Origin of the sequence: Campylobacter upsaliensis (genome assembly GCF_900637395.1) — a bacterium.
Taxonomy (GTDB): Bacteria; Campylobacterota; Campylobacteria; order Campylobacterales; family Campylobacteraceae; genus Campylobacter_D; species Campylobacter_D upsaliensis.
Map to the genome: position 1 here is coordinate 505,448 of NZ_LR134372.1, position 15,606 is coordinate 521,053.

Sequence of the window (15,606 nt, forward strand, 5' to 3'; positions counted from 1 at the left end):
TTGCTAAGAGTATTATATAACATTTAGTGTTATTTTGTCAAGTATAATATAAAAAAAATTATTTAATTTAATTTAGTCTATAAGACTAAAGATTAGTTAGTCAAAATATATAAAGATTTAAAATTTAAGTAAGCAAATCTTTAAAAGCATTAAAGCCACTGGGATTGTGGCATTTTTCATCGAGTATATTTAAAAATTCTTTTCTGCTGATATTTTTTGCTCCCATAAATTCTAAGTGCTTATTATGCACTTGGCAGTCGATTAAAAAATCATAAGGCTCCAAAAGCTGACAAAGTTTTATCATAGCGATTTTAGAAGCGTTTTTTCTAAGACTTACCATACTCTCCCCAAAAAACATTTTGCCGATAATTAGCCCATAAATACCGCCAACAAGCTCATTTCCTTCATAAAGTTCGAGGCTGTGTGCATAGCCTCTTTTAAAAAGATTATGATAAATTTGTATAAATTCCTCATCGATCCAGCTTCTAACTCTTGCATTTTTACAAAGTGTGATTAAGCTTAAAAAATCGAAATCCAGTCTTATCTCATAAAGATTTAGAGCTTTTTTCATATTTTTTTGAATATGAATTTGGTAAGGTTCTAACACACATCTAGGATCGGGACACCACCAATTAACAGGCTTAGTCGTCCAAGGAAAAAGCCCTGCCATATAAGCTTTTAGGAGAAATTCTTCTTCAAGCTTAGGACTTAAAAAAACAGGAGCGTCTTTGGGAGCATTTAAAAGTTCGTTAAGCAAATTGGTCCTTTAGGAAAAGTCTATGGAGTCAATATCGGCACTTATAGTAGGAAAATTTAGAGCGTATTCTTGGATTTTAATAAGATTTTTATGCGTATGGCTCCTTAAAAGGATATAAAAGCGGAATTTAAGATGAAGCATTTCAATCGCACAAGCGCCGTAACCCACAAGCTCCACGCTTTTAAGCTCTTTAAATTCTAAGGCGAGACTTTCGCAAAGCCTTCTTGCTTTTGTCTCACTTTCATCTTCTATAATGAGTCTTAAAAGCCTTTTAAATGGTGGGTAAAGCTCCTTTCTAAATTCTAGTTCATCTTGCAAAAAGGCATCGTAATTATCAATGTATCTTTCAAAAAAAGCCTTATTTTTACTTTGAAGTAAAACCCTAGCTTCACCCTTTCTACCAGCTCTTCCAGCCACTTGCATCGCTAAAGCTAAACACTCTTCCCTCGCTCTAAAGCTAGGTCGCATTAAAAATTCATCTAAGCCCATAATGACGCTTAAATCCACACTATGATAATCGTGTCCCTTCGCAAGCATAGAAGTGCCGACTAAGATGTCGATTTGATGGTCATTAAAGTCTTTTAAAAGGGCGTTGAGTTTTTTAACGCTTGTAATTTCATCTCTATCAAATTTGGCTATTTTTGCTTCGCTAAAAGTATTTTGTAAAAGCTCACATAGCTCGCTTGTGCCCATTTTTTTAGCTTCTAGCATAGTGCCATTGCAGTTTGGGCAGGAGAAATTGATGATGGTGCTAAAATTACAATAATGACATTTAAGCATTTTTTTCTTTTTATGCAAACTCATTGCTATAGAGCAAAAAGGACACCTTATGCTAGAACCACAATCTTTACAAAGAATTTGCCTAAAATTTGCACGATTAGGCAGAAAGATAATGGCTTGTTTGTGATTGTTTAAACTTTTTTCAAGCTCATTTAAAAGCATAGGCGTAAGGCTTAAATCGCTTTCATCATATAAAAAATGCTTCTTGCTTTCAAAAAAAGTGCCTTTAAGTCTAAAATGCTTTTGTTTGTAAAAGCTTGTAAGACTTGGTGTAGCAGAGCCTAAGACGACTTTGATGTTTAGTTTTGCTCCTAAAAAAAGAGCTAAATCTCTAGCATTATAATAGGGCTTATTAGATGCTTTATAAGAGTGGTCATGCTCTTCATCGACAATGATAAGTCCCAAATTCCTAAAAGGTAAAAAAAGAGCCGAGCGTGCCCCAGCGATTAAAAGAGCTTTGCCTTCGTTAAATTTTTCAAGGCTTTCCTTCTTTTTTTTCTTAGAAATTTTAGAATGCCACATAAAAAAATCTTCACCAAAATAAAGACTAAGGCGTTTTTGCATTTGCGGAGTGAGTGAAATTTCTGGCATTAAAAGTAAAACTTGCTGTCCTTTTTCTAAACTCTCTTTGATGAGAGTGATGTAAATTTCTGTTTTACCGCTACCTGTATCGGCAAAGAGTAGAACATTTTGCTCTTGTTTTAAAAAATTTAAAGCTTTTTCTTGTTTGGGGCTTAAAATGGGTGCATTTTGAGTTTTAAAAATTTCACATTGATAGGGCTTAGAGCTTTCAAAAAGAGAAAGAGTAAAGCCTAGTTTTGTGGAGTGATAATAGCTTATAAACTCAGCTAAAATAAATTGCTCTTTGCTTAAACTAAGGGGCGTGATTTCTTTAATGTCTTTTGTGGTAAAGTTTGGTTTTTCGCATTGTTTTAGCACTATGGCTTTGCAATTTTTACGCGTTTTTAAATCAACAATAACCTCACTTAAAGGAGAAATTTCACTTTCACTTTGAAAGATAAGATTATCTAAATATAAGCCCTTAATGGCTAATTCATAGTATTTCATAAAAGCTCTTTGCAATTTTTAAGGCATTTTAAAAGCCCATTTTCATAGCGAAATTCCACGCTTTTTTGAGGGTTTAAAAAAAAGCTATATTGATTGACTCCATTTTTAATCCAGCCCATTTTACTAGAATAAATAGGAGTGCTTAAAAGGCTAAAAGAGCAGTTTTGGCAGTAAAATAAGGCTTCATTTTCTTTTAAAATCGCCGCCTGATCCAGCTCATTAATATAAGCTAAATTTTTTAAATCCGCTTCATTTCGCATTAGACTTAGGGCGGAATTTAGCATTTCGTAGTCCATTTTAAGTTTTAAAAGCTTGGCTTCTTCTTTATTTTGCTTAAGAAATGGCAGGGCAATGCCCGTTAAAATAGCGATGATGAGAATCACAAAAACAAGTTCAAGGAGACTAAAGGCTTTTTTGAGGCTCATTGTTTGTGGAATTTGTGTTTATATTTTCGTTCATTGTTTTGATGAGTTTTTGTAGTTTTTTTTGTAAAGTATAATTTTGATAGCTTTTTTTCACAAAGGCATCAACAAAGCTTTTAAGCTCCATTTTTTTTGTGCCATTAGAAAGTAGGGCGATATCATCTTCTAAAAAATCCGCAAATTCTTCACTGCATTTAATGACAAAGTCCTTTGCGGAGATATTGATGATAACTTGCTTGAGATTATTTGCCAAGAACAGCCTCTATTTTTTTGTAAATATCTTCGCTTTCTATATTGCGAGATTTAAGCTCTTCTTCTAGGCGTAGAATTTGATTACTTTTGGCTTCATTTTGCGCTTTGACACTAACAAGCTCATTTCTTAAATTTTCATTGATTTCGCAGACTTCGTTGTATTTTTCGATTAACTCATTAACCTTGTCTGTCATTGTGTTAATAATTTTATCATCAAACATAATTTTGCCTTCTTGTGAATTTTTAAACGATTTTGCCATTTTAGCAAATTAAATTTAATGATTTATTTTTATTTTAGTTTTTTTTTCTACAATTTTGCTTTATTTTTAGGGTGTGAGATGTTTCAACTGCAAAGCGAATTTAAGCCAAGTTTTGACCAAAAAGAAGCGATTGAAGGTATAATTAAAAGTATTAAAGCCGGGCATAAATATCAAACTTTACTAGGCGTTACCGGTAGTGGTAAGACCTTTACAATGGCAAATGTTATTAAAGAACTTGCTATGCCTACTTTAATTATGAGTCATAATAAAAGCCTTTGCGCTCAACTTTATAGCGAATTTAAGGGCTTTTTTCCGCATAATCATATTGAATATTTTATCTCCTATTATGATTATTATCAGCCAGAAGCTTATATCCCACGCACTGATGTTTTTATAGAAAAAGACAGCTCGACTAATGAAGACTTAGAGCGTTTAAGGCTAAGTGCTACCGCCTCACTTTTAAGCTATGAAGATGTAGTTTGTATCGCTTCTGTTTCGGCAAATTATGGTTTGGGAAATCCTAGTGAATATGAGGGTATGGTTTTGATTTTTGAGGAAAATATGCAAATTTCTCAAAAAGACCTACTTAAAAAGCTTGTAGATATGGGCTATAAACGCAATGATAATTTTTTTGATCGTGCAGATTTTCGTGTTAATGGCGACTTGGTGGATATTTATCCAGCTTATTATGAAGATGAAGTGGTAAGGCTTGAGTTTTTCGGTGATGATTTGGAGAGAATTTATCATTATAATATTTTAGAAAATAAAAAAACAAAGGATTTAAAACGCTTTATTTTATATCCTACAAGCCAGTTTAGCGTGGGTGAGGTAAGGCTTAAAGAAGCGATAAAAGAGATAAAAGAGGAGCTAAATTCTCGCCTTGCTTATTTTGAAAATGAAAACAAGCTTGTGGAGTATCAACGCCTTAAGCAAAGGGTAGAATTTGACCTTGAGATGTTGCAAAGCACAGGTATGTGTAAGGGCGTGGAAAATTATGCGAGGCATTTAACAGGGCTTAAAGAGGGGCAAACGCCTTACACGCTTTTTGATTATTATGCCATTAAAAAGCGTCCTTTTTTAGTCATCGTTGATGAAAGTCATGTGTCTTTGCCCCAGTTTCGCGGAATGTTTGCTGGGGATAGAAGTAGAAAGCAAACTTTGGTTGATTATGGTTTTCGTTTGCCCTCCGCCCTTGATAATCGTCCCTTAATGTTTGATGAATTTATCCACAAAAATTGTCAATTTCTTTTCGTCTCTGCCACTCCAGCACCTTTAGAGCTTGAGCTAAGCGGGAAAAATATCTTTCATCAAATTATGCGTCCTACGGGTTTGCTCGACCCTATCATTGAGTTAAAAGATAGTGCAAATCAGGTCGAAATTCTTTATGATGAGGCTAAAAAAGTCATAGCAAGAAATGAGCGAATTTTAGTTACCGTGCTGACTAAAAAGTTAGCTGAAGAGCTAAGTCGCTATTATTTAGAGCTTGGACTTAGGGTCAAATATATGCACTCAGACATTGATGCGATTGAGCGTAATGAGCTTATCCGTGGGCTTAGGAGCGGGGAATTTGATATGCTTATAGGCATTAATTTACTAAGAGAGGGGCTTGACCTGCCTGAAGTTTCACTTATAGCCATTATGGATGCGGATAAAGAGGGCTTTTTGCGTAGCACGACAAGCCTGATACAAACGATGGGAAGAGCTGCTAGAAATGTCAATGGCAAGGTTTTGCTTTTTTGTCAAAAAATCACAAAATCAATGCAAGAAGCCATAGATACAACAAATGAACGCCGCAAACTCCAAGAAGAATATAATAAAAAGCATAAAATCACACCAACTTCAGTGAAGAGAAATTTAGAAGAAAGCCTTAAAAATGAAGATATGGGTGAGATTTACCGAAAAAGTGCGAAGCTAGAAAAAATGCCAGCAAGTGAAAGAGCAAAAATAGTAAAAGAACTGCGTAAAGAAATGCTTGAAGCGGCTAAAAATTTGGAATTTGAGAAGGCTGCAGCTTTAAGAGATGAGATTAAAAAGCTTAAGGATTTGTAATTTAGTTTTTTGCTATACTGCGAATCTTATTTTCATTATGAGGAAAGCAAATGAGAAAAGTTTTACTTCAAATTCTTATTTTTAGTGCAATTTTTATTGTCATTTCTAATCTTACGCGTGTTTTAATGCATCTTGCTTTTATCCCACAAAGTGCCGATAAAATAGAACTTTTAAAAATGTATCTTTTTGGAAGCTATCACGATGTGCGTTTTTTAAGTGCGGCGTTTTTACCCTTACTTTTGTGCGGATTTTTGAGCTATTTTGCCCCATTATTAAAAATTAAGGGGGGGGGGGGGGTAAGGGTTCAAATTGTTAAATTTTACTCCATCTTTTCTTCATTTTATATCGCTTTGATAGCTTTGCTTTGCGTGGCTTTTTCTTTTATAAAGTATTATTATTATGAAATGTATAAAAGTAAGATTGATCTTTTTATCTTTAGTGTTTTAAATGAGAATTTAGGAACAATTTTTAGCATCATTTATAAGGATTATCCGCTTTTTAGTGGAATTTTTGCTTTGATTTTGATAAGTATTTTTTGCTTTTTACTTAATAATCGAATTCTTAAAAGTCCTTTTAAACCCCTAAAATTAAAACCTATAAGTTTTATTTTTGTTAATTTGCTTTTAATAGGTATTTACATTATAGCTTTAAGAGGAGTTAATCATCATGTTTTTATGAACGAAAGAAATTATCGTTTTGCAAATCTTGAAATGATTAATGATATCGCACTTAATCCTATTATGGCTTTTTCTTGGGCAAGAAAAGCCTCAAAAGAGCTTCAAAAACTTCCTTATATTAGCGATGAGGAGGGGCAAGTTTTACAAAAAGAGCTTTTTTCTCTTTTTGCCACAACGCCTTATAATCCCCAAAATAAACCGCATATTTTTGTTAATCTTATGGAAAGTTTTGCGAATAATGCTTTAGAATTTCATAGCTTAGAGCTTAATCTTTTAGGAGAGCTTGAGAAGCATTTTAAGGAGGATTTTGTTTTTGAGCGTTTTTTAAGCAGTGGAAATTGGACTGCACCATCATTTTTTTATCTCTATTTTAATAGTCCTATCATTTTAACAAAAAGTAAATATTTTAAAACAAATTTAACGCAAAATCCAACCGAGCCTTTTACAAAGCAGGGCTATGAGGTCATTTTTCTTACTTCAGGGAATAGAACTTGGTATGAATTTGGTGCCTTTTTAGAAAAGCAAGATATTGAAGTCATTGACGCTATCAGTCTTCTTAAAGACTATCCAAACGCCCAAAAAACAGCTTATGGAATTTTAGATGAGTATATGTATTATAAGGCTTATGAGCTTTTTAAAACAGCGCAAAAACCTTTACTTATCATCGCCCTTAGCACGAGTAATCACCCTCCTTACCCTAAAGTTTATGAAAGCATTTCTAAGGCAAATTTAAGCGGAAAAATTAATGAAAAACTTCCTAAAAATACCTATGAAAATCTTAATAATTATGCTTACGCTAATAGTGAATTTGGCAAATTTGTAAGTAAAATAAAAGCAAGTGATTTAAAAGATAAAATCATCATCGCCGCTACTGGAGACCACAGAGTAAGAGATATGAAAATAGACTTTGAGAAAGAAAAAGCCTTTGCTTATAGTGTTCCATTTTATCTTTATGTGCCTCAAAATTATCAAAAAAATCTTTATTATGATAAATACCGCCTTGCCTCTCACAAGGACATTTTTCCTACGCTTTATGAGTTAAGTTTAAGCGAGGCGACTTATTATAGTTTAGGTGGTCGAAATTTATTAGCCGCTCCTAGCGATGAAAAACTTGAATTTGCTTTCAATGAAGTCGTTTGGGCGGATAATTTTGGCGTGTATCCTTTAGAAAATACTAAGGGTTATTTTTATGAAAATAATACAACGCTAAAAGATACAAATGAAGCTTTTGAGCTTGATGATTATCATAAAAAATTCGCAAATTCCTACCGTTCTTTGATGTTTTATCAGCTTGGTTTAAGATTAAAAGATGATATTTAATAAAAATTTAGATATAATTAAAAGTTTATTTCATTAAAAGGAGTTTTTATGGACTTTTTAACAAGTCTTAATGAGAGCACTCAGTTTCTCATACAAATCATCGTTGTATTGATTTGTCTATTTTACGGAGCAAAAAAAGGCGGCATCGCTCTTGGTTTGCTCGGTGGCATAGGTATTTTAATGCTAGTTTTTGCTTTTCACATTAAGCCGGGAAAACCTGCCATTGATGTAATGCTAACCATTTTAGCCGTAGTTGTAGCAAGTGCAACCTTGCAAGCAAGTGGTGGGCTTGATGTTATGCTTCAAATTGCTGAACGCATTTTAAGGCGTAATCCTAAATTCCTAACGATTTTAGCACCTTTTGTAACTTGCTTTTTAACCATACTTTGCGGAACGGGACATGTCGTTTATACTATAATGCCTATTATTTATGACATTGCTATTAAAAATGGAATTCGCCCAGAACGCCCTATGGCAGCTGCTTCTATAAGTTCTCAAATGGGTATCATCGCTTCGCCTGTGAGTGTGGCTGTTGTGAGTTTAACTGCTTTACTTTTAAATGCGGACAATAAACTAGTCGGCTTTGATGGCTATATCAATCTTCTTCAAATCACTATCCCTAGCACCTTAGCTGGAGTTTTGTGTATAGGAATTTTTTCTTGGTTTAGGGGTAAGGATTTGGACAAAGATGAGGAATTTCAAAACAAACTTAAAGACCCTGAATTTAAACAATATGTCTATGGAGATAGCAGAACTCTACTAGGCGTTAAACTTGCTAACAGCCAGTGGGTAGCGATGTGGATCTTTTTAGGTGCTATTGCTTTAGTGGCTTTGCTTGGCGTGTTTGATAATCTAAGACCAAATTGGGGTCAAGTGGTAAAAAATGGCGTCCCACAAACAGACGCTTTGGGTAATCCTAAGCTTGACACGCTTTCAATGGTTGCCGTGATTCAAATGTTTATGCTAATTGCCGGTTCTTTGATTATCATCTTTACTAAAACAGAGGCGAAGAAAATTGCGTCAAATGAAATTTTTAAATCGGGTATGATAGCGCTTGTGGCGGTATTTGGAATTTCTTGGATGGCGGATACTATGTTTGCCGTGCATACGCCGATGATGAAGGCTGCACTTGGCGATGTGGTAAAAGAGCATCCTTGGACTTATGCAATTATGCTTTTATTAATCTCTAAATTTGTTAATTCTCAAGCTGCGGCAATCGCTGCTTTTGTGCCTTTGGCTTTAGGTATTGGCGTGGAGCCTGGTATTATTGTCGCCTTTGCGGCTGCTTGTTATGGTTATTATATTTTACCAACTTATCCAAGCGATTTGGCAACCATACAATTTGACCGCTCAGGGACAACTAGAATAGGCAAATTTGTTATTAACCATAGCTTTATTATACCGGGGCTTATCGGCGTTTCTAGCTCTTGTGTGTTTGGCTATCTTTTAGTTTTAGTCGCTGGTTATATTAAATAAGGAGTTTATATGCGAGAAAAGAGTGTTTTTGAACTTATTGTTGAAGGTAAGGTGCCTTGTAATAAAGTCCTAGAGGATAATGATTTTCTCGCTTTTGAGGATATCAATCCACGAGCACCTATTCATATTTTAGTAATCCCTAAAAAGCATTTTAGGGATTTTCAAGAATTTGAGCCCGAGCTTATGGCTAAAATGACGCGTTTTATTCAAGAATTAGCCGTGCTTTTGGGGCTGGATAAAAAGGGCTATCGTTTAGTGAGTAATTGCGGTAAAAATAGCGGTCAAGAAGTTTTTCATTTGCATTTTCACATTTTAAGCGGTTTTGAAAAAACTAGCAAAACTTCAACACTTTTTTAAAGGCTTTTTGCCTTTAAAAAATCTTCTAAATTTTGAATTTGTTTCTCTACGCTTGAAATGGAGCTTGAGCCTTGACTTTGTTTAGCGTTGAGCGAGTGTTTAAAGTCTAAAATTTGCATCGCTTCTTCGTCAAAAATGCTATCAATTTGAGCCAAATTTGAAATTTCGCTAAGATCAATGCCCTCATTTTCGGCATAAGCGACAACCTTACCCACGATAAAATGTGCCTCTCTAAAAGGGATATTTTTCTTTCTCACTAAATAATCTGCCAAATCAGTCGCTAACAAATGACCATTTTTACAAGCTTTAAGCATATTTTCTTTTTTGATTTTAATTTCTTTAAGCATAGCATTGAGGATAATGAGTGAATTTTGAGCTGTTTTAACGCTATCAAAAACGCCTTCTTTATCTTCTTGCATATCTTTATTATAGGCTAGAGGCAAAGCTTTCATCGTAGTAAAAAGGGCGATTAAATTTCCATACACGCGTCCTGTTTTACCGCGTATAAGCTCACATACATCAGGATTTTTCTTTTGAGGCATAATGGAGCTTCCCGTAGAAAAACTATCGCTTATAGAGATAAAATTAAATTCCGCACTTGAAAAAAGAATAAGCTCCTCACAAAGTCTTGAAGTATGAGTAAAAATCACACTGATATTATAAAGTAAATCTAGAGCAAAGTCCCTATCACTCACCCCGTCCATAGCATTTTGCATAGGATTTTTAAAACCAAGCATTTTGGCACTTAAAGCCCTATTTGTAGGATAGCTAGTCCCAGCACAAGCACAACTTCCAAGCGGACATTCATCGGCTAATTCAAGGGCATTTTCAAGCCTTAAAATATCTCTTTTAAACATAAAAGCATAGCTTAAAATCCAAAAAGAAAAGCTTATAGGCTGGGCGTGTTGAAGGTGCGTAAAAGAAGGCATAATGCTTTCTTTATGTTCTTTAGCGTGTGCGATGAGAGTTATGATGAGCTCTTTAAGTAAAAGCATAAGTTCCCCTGTTTTTTCTTTGACAAAGAGTTTAAAGTCTGTCGCAACTTGATCGTTTCTACTTCTTGCCGTGTGAAGTTTGCCGCCTATTTCTTTGCCTATAATTTCACTTAAGCGTTTTTCTACAGCCATATGAATATCTTCATCGTCAATGTTAAAAATAAAATCGTTATTTTGAATTTCGCTTTCTATCTGTTTTAAGCCTTTTAAAATAGCATCAAGCTCGTCTTTTTTTAAAATTCCACAACGCTCAAGCATAGTTGCGTGTGCTATGGAACCTCTTATATCTTGCTTGAAAAGCTCTTTATCGACATTTAAGCTAGCATTAAATTCCTTTAAAAGCGTATCACTAGCAGTGCTAAAACGCCCAGACCACATTTGATTTTTCATAAAAGTTCAGGTCCAAATTTGCTAAATTCAACGCCTTCTTTAACATCTTCATAACGCTTGAAATTTTCTATAAACATTTTAGCTAGTTTATCGCGTGTGCTTAGATAAGCGTTTTGATCTTCCCAAGTATTGATAGGATTTAAAAGTTTTGTTTCTACGCCTTCTAAGGATTTTGGCACGGCAAGATTGAAAATCTCTAAATTTTCAAATTCACATTGTTCTATACTGCCACTTAAAATCGCATCGATACAAGCCCTAGTCGCTTTAATGCTCATTCTCTTTCCCACCCCATAGCTTCCGCCACTCCAGCCTGTATTGACAAGATAGACATTAACTTGATGTTTTTGAATTTTCTCACCCAACAAACGCGCATAAATCGTAGGATGTAAAGGCATAAAAGGCTCTCCAAAACACGCCGAAAAAGTCGCTTGAGGCTCTGTGATACCACGCTCTGTCCCAGCGACTTTAGCCGTGTAGCCACTTAGAAAATAATACATCGCTTGTCCAGCATTTAATTTGCTTACAGGAGGTAATACTCCAAAAGCATCCGCACTTAAAAAGATGATGTTTTGTGGATGTCCGGCTTTTAGGCTTGGCTCGTGATTAATAATATGCTCAATAGGATAAGAAACTCTTGTATTTTCAGTCTTAGAAGCATCATTATAATCGACACTTTTATCCGCCCTTAAAACGACATTTTCTAAAAGGGCATTTTTCTTAATGGCTGCGTAAATTTCAGGCTCGTTATTAGGGTCTAAATTGATGGTTTTAGCATAACAACCACCCTCAAAATTAAACACGCCCTCATCGTCCCAGCCGTGCTCATCATCGCCAATAAGTTTGCGTTTAGGGTCCGTTGAAAGGGTTGTTTTACCTGTCCCACTTAAGCCGAAAAATAAAGCCACATCGCCCTTTTCGCCGACATTAGCACTGCAATGCATCGAAAGTTTATTTTCTAAAGGTAGCCAATAATTCATCATAGAAAAAATTCCCTTTTTCATCTCACCACCATACCAAGTGCCTCCAATTACGGCGATATTTTCTTCTATATTAAAAATCACAAAAACTTCTGAATTTAATCCGTCTTTTTTATAATCATCATTAACGCATTTGCAAGCATTATAAACGATAAAATCGGGCTTAAAATTTGCCAATTCTTCTTGCTTGGGTCTTATAAACATATTTTTGACAAAATGGGCTTGCCACGCTATTTCCGTTACGAAACGCACCGCCTTACGACTCTGTAAGCTTGCCCCACAATAAGCATCTTGAATGTAGATATTTTTCCCACTTAGTGTTTTTTGAGCCTTAGCTAAAAGCTTGTCAAAAAGCTCTTTGCTAATGGGCTGATTGATTTTGCCCCAAGCAAGATATTTTTGCGAAGGGTCTTGCTTGACAAAATATTTATCCTTAGGACTTCTACCTGTGAAAATTCCTGTATCAACACTAAAAGTTCCATTTTGTGTGCATTCGCCTTCTTGATTTTGCATTTCGTGCTTAAAAAGCTCTTCATAGCTTAGATTATAAAACACTTCTTTGACATTTTCTAAGCCTAAATTTTCTATATTTTTCATTGTTTTTCCTTTATTCTTTATAAATAGCAAGAGCATCACTCTCACTTACCGCATCGCCCACCCCCACACAAATTTGCTCTATAATGCCATCTTTTTGGGCTTGCACTTCTATTTCCATTTTCATAGCTTCTAAAATCATTATGGTTTGCCCCTTTTTAATCTCATCATTTTCTTTAATGAGAATTTTAAAGACATTGCCTGAAATTCCGGCTTGAATAGCATTTTCACTTACGCTTTCATTGTGCGGAATTTTTTGGACATTTTTAACATTGACATCTTTATCAAATCCTGCGTGAAGCTCGACATGATATTTGTTACCATTGACAGAGACGGTAAATTTGTTTTCTTCAGCACTTATGGGCTTTGGCATAGTGCTAAGTTTGCGGACATTGACCTTAGCTTCGCCTTTTAAAAAGGCTATGCCTTTTTCCTTACAAGCTCCAGCGATGAAAAGATTTTCCTCACTTGTTTCTAAGCCCTCTTTTTCTAAAAGAGTTTTGATGTAAGCTAGGCTTTTGCTTTCATCTTTATCGGCTAAATCTATGGCTAATTCCGTAGTAGGTTCTAAATTTAACTGCTCTGCGGCTAGTTTAACGATAGCTTCATCAGGTGCGACAGGGGTTTTTCCAAAATAGCCTAAAACCATTTTTCCATACCCATCGGCTATTTTTTTCCATTTTCCAAACATCACATTATTAAAAGCTTGTTGGAAATAAAATTGCGAAACAGGCGTTACTGAAGTGCCGTAACCTCCCTTTTCTACGACTTCACGCATAGCTTTAATCACTTCTGGGAATTTATCTAAGATATTGTTATCTCTCATCATTTGAGTATTTGCCGTTAATGCTCCTCCGGGCATAGGAGAAAATGGTATGAGAGGGCTTACCATAGTCGATTCTGGTGGTAAAAAATAATCCGCCATACACTCCCTAAACACTTCTTCATATTTTAAAATCTTTTCTAAATCTAAGCCAAAATCGTAATTTTTACCCTTAATGGCGTGCATCATTGTTAAAATATCAGGTTGCGAAGTGCCACCACTTACAGGCGAAGCGGCTAAATCTATCCCATCAGCCCCAGCTTCTAAAGCTGCTAAATAGCACGCTATACTAACGCCAGCACTCTCGTGGGTGTGAAGTCTTATGTGGGTTTCACTTGGCAAAATGCTTCTTGCCATTTTGATAGTTTGATAAATTTTTTCAGGATTTGAAGTGCCACTTGCATCCTTAAAACAAAAGCTTGAGAAAGGAATTTCAGCACTCAAAATTTCTCTTAGAATTTTTTCATAAAAAGCCACATCGTGTGCGCCAGAACAATTTGGCGGTAAGTCCATAAGCGTGATGACTATCTCGTGCTTTAAGCCGTGCTTTGTGATACACTCTCCACTGAATTTAAGATTATTCACATCATTGAGTGCGTCAAAATTTCTTATGGTTGTTGTTCCGTGTTTGGCAAAAAGCTTCGCGTGTAGGTCGATAAGCTCACGACTTCCTGTGTCTAGGGTTACGGTATTAACCCCTCTTGAAAGGGTTTGTAAATTTGCTTCTTTGCCTACGATTTCTCTAAATTTATCCATCATCAAAAAAGCATCTTCGTTAAGATAAAAATAAAGACTTTGAAAACGCGCTCCGCCACCAAATTCAAAATGTCTAATCCCCGCCTCTTTTGCCGCTTCAAGGGCTGGGATAAAATCGTCCATTAAAACCCTTGCTCCATAAACGGACTGAAAGCCGTCTCTAAAGCTTGTATCCATCACATCTATGAATTTTTTTGCCATAATCGTCCTTCAAAATTCAAATTTACAAGAATTTTACAATTTAATTTTTAATACTAGGAATTTCATAGCATTTTTCATTAAAAAGCATTGACGGCGATGATAATGATAGCTAAAGGTGCGATAAATCTTAAAAAGAAATACCACACTTTAAAAAATACTCCGCTCATATAAGGCTCAAATAAGATTTCTAAAGCTTTTCTTTTCATAACAAAGCCCACAAAAATCGCTGCTAAAATTCCACCCAAAGGCATAATAATTTTACCAGAAATATAATCAAGCACATCAAAAAAGCTCATATCATAAATCATAAATGCAGTCGCACTCAAACTTGATAAAATACACAAATTTCCTAAAATATAAACAATAATGCCGATGAAAATTAAAGCTTTTTTACGGCTCATATTAAAGCTATTAATAAGATAAAAAGCAAAAGGCTCTATCATAGAAATAGCAGAGGTAATCCCCGCAAAAATCAAAGATAAGAAAAAGGTCGCTCCAAGTATGTATCCTACAACACCAAGTTTAGCAAAAAGCGTTGTAAGAGAGATGAATATAAGTCCCGGTCCTGCTTGGTTAGGATTAGCTCCAAATTCAAAGATAAAGGTAAAGACAATAAGTCCCATCATAAGCCCGATAAGCACATTGATAAATATAATATTAAGTGTGCTTGTGATGAAATTTGTGCGATCAGGTAAAGAAGCGGAGTAGGTAATAATCGTCCCCACACCTAAAGAAAGGCTAAAAAAGGCAAGGGCTAAGGCTTCTAAAATAGAAGAGCCTGTGATTTTTGAAAAATCAGGCACGAAAAGAAATTGCAAAGCTTCACTAAAACCATTTGTATGACTTAAAGCGTAAAAAAGCATTAAGATAAGTAAGATAAATAGAGTTGGCATCATCCATACATTAAGCTTTTCAATGCCATTTTTAACGCCTTTTGAAACCACATAAAAAACAATGAGAAAAATAATGCTAAAGCAGACAAATTGACCTATAAAATCATAATGTAAAAGTTGATTAAATTGCTTTTCGCTTTCTTCTAAAGTTTGACTTAAATTCCCTGTGGCGCTAAAATACATATATTTAACAACCCAACCTATCACAAGACTATAAAATGAGACAATTAAAATCGCTCCAAGCATAGTAAAACCAGCCATAGACCATATTTTTTTATTATTAGGAGCGAGAGCTTTATAGCCATTGACAGGGTCTTTTTCGCTTAATTTTCCTATGCTAAGTTCTGCTAAGAAGACCACAAAAGCAACTCCCAAAGTAAGCACTAAATATAAAAGCACGAAAGCAGAGCCTCCATTTTGACCGACTAAGGTAGGAAATTTCCACGCATTTCCAAGCCCCACAGCAGAGCCAGCTACGGCTAAAACAAAGCCTATTTTTGAGAATTTAGAACCCATTTATAAACCTTAAATTTAAAATAAAGTCTTATTAAAACAAAAA

The 15,606-nt window shown here is 35.0% G+C and carries 13 protein-coding genes; 4 read left to right on the forward strand and 9 right to left on the reverse strand.

All coding sequences use genetic code 11. The annotated features are described in order from the left end of the window. Positions 1–124: 124 nt before the first annotated feature. Genes aat through EL158_RS02595 form a run of 5 tightly spaced genes read right to left on the reverse strand, consistent with a single transcriptional unit; the run spans position 125 to position 3,500 of the window. Positions 125–757, reverse strand: coding sequence for a leucyl/phenylalanyl-tRNA--protein transferase (gene aat, locus EL158_RS02575; RefSeq protein ID WP_027304110.1), 633 nt, complete (start codon positions 755–757; stop codon positions 125–127). A gap of 9 nt (positions 758–766) precedes the next feature. Next, positions 767–2,605 (reverse strand): primosomal protein N', encoded by a 1,839-nt coding sequence (locus EL158_RS02580; RefSeq protein ID WP_034955958.1) that lies wholly within the window; start codon positions 2,603–2,605, stop codon positions 767–769. Continuing rightward, positions 2,602–3,030: a type II secretion system protein gene (locus EL158_RS02585; RefSeq protein WP_027304112.1), complete on the reverse strand. Its 429-nt coding sequence runs from the start codon at positions 3,028–3,030 to the stop codon at positions 2,602–2,604. The genes EL158_RS02580 and EL158_RS02585 overlap by 4 nt, the downstream gene beginning before the upstream one ends. Next, entirely contained in the window at positions 3,008–3,280 is a 273-nt protein-coding gene (locus EL158_RS02590; RefSeq protein WP_004276981.1) for a hypothetical protein, read from the reverse strand. The genes EL158_RS02585 and EL158_RS02590 overlap by 23 nt, the downstream gene beginning before the upstream one ends. Next, a complete protein-coding gene (locus EL158_RS02595) occupies positions 3,270–3,500 on the reverse strand; it encodes a hypothetical protein (protein ID WP_027304113.1) in 231 nt (76 codons plus the stop codon). Before EL158_RS02595 ends, EL158_RS02590 begins: the two co-directional genes overlap by 11 nt. A gap of 117 nt (positions 3,501–3,617) precedes the next feature. Here EL158_RS02595 and uvrB point away from each other — a divergent pair, with 117 nt between their 5' ends. The 4 genes from uvrB to EL158_RS02615 are packed head-to-tail and all read left to right on the forward strand — an operon-like array spanning position 3,618 to position 9,418. Then, positions 3,618–5,588 carry an excinuclease ABC subunit UvrB gene (uvrB, locus tag EL158_RS02600; protein WP_027304114.1) on the forward strand — a complete coding sequence of 657 codons (1,971 nt, stop codon included), beginning with the start codon at positions 3,618–3,620 and terminating at the stop codon, positions 5,586–5,588. Positions 5,589–5,638: 50 nt separating this feature from the next. Then, a complete protein-coding gene (locus tag EL158_RS02605) occupies positions 5,639–7,585 on the forward strand; it encodes an LTA synthase family protein (RefSeq protein ID WP_126361468.1) in 1,947 nt (648 codons plus the stop codon). 48 nt (positions 7,586–7,633) lie between these two features. Beyond that, positions 7,634–9,061, forward strand: a complete 1,428-nt coding sequence (locus tag EL158_RS02610; protein WP_034955960.1) for an anaerobic C4-dicarboxylate transporter — start codon at positions 7,634–7,636, stop codon at positions 9,059–9,061. A 9-nt stretch (positions 9,062–9,070) separates the two neighbouring features. Further along, positions 9,071–9,418: a histidine triad nucleotide-binding protein gene (locus tag EL158_RS02615; RefSeq protein ID WP_027304118.1), complete on the forward strand. Its 348-nt coding sequence runs from the start codon at positions 9,071–9,073 to the stop codon at positions 9,416–9,418. Here EL158_RS02615 and argH read toward each other — a convergent pair. The 4 genes from argH to EL158_RS02635 form a co-directional block, all read right to left on the reverse strand. After that, positions 9,415–10,803, reverse strand: a complete 1,389-nt coding sequence (gene argH, locus EL158_RS02620) for an argininosuccinate lyase (protein WP_027304119.1) — start codon at positions 10,801–10,803, stop codon at positions 9,415–9,417. The two genes, EL158_RS02615 and argH, sit on opposite strands and share 4 nt — an antisense overlap. Then, positions 10,800–12,377: a phosphoenolpyruvate carboxykinase (ATP) gene (gene pckA, locus EL158_RS02625; protein ID WP_027304120.1), complete on the reverse strand. Its 1,578-nt coding sequence runs from the start codon at positions 12,375–12,377 to the stop codon at positions 10,800–10,802. The genes argH and pckA overlap by 4 nt, the downstream gene beginning before the upstream one ends. 10 nt (positions 12,378–12,387) lie before the next feature. Next, positions 12,388–14,154 (reverse strand): biotin/lipoyl-containing protein, encoded by a 1,767-nt coding sequence (locus EL158_RS02630; protein WP_027304121.1) that lies wholly within the window; start codon positions 14,152–14,154, stop codon positions 12,388–12,390. Positions 14,155–14,231: 77 nt separating this feature from the next. Then, the gene (locus tag EL158_RS02635) at positions 14,232–15,563 is read right to left on the reverse strand and encodes a sodium-dependent transporter (protein WP_027304122.1); all 1,332 of its coding nucleotides are present in this window, start codon (positions 15,561–15,563) and stop codon (positions 14,232–14,234) included. Positions 15,564–15,606: the final 43 nt, after the last annotated feature.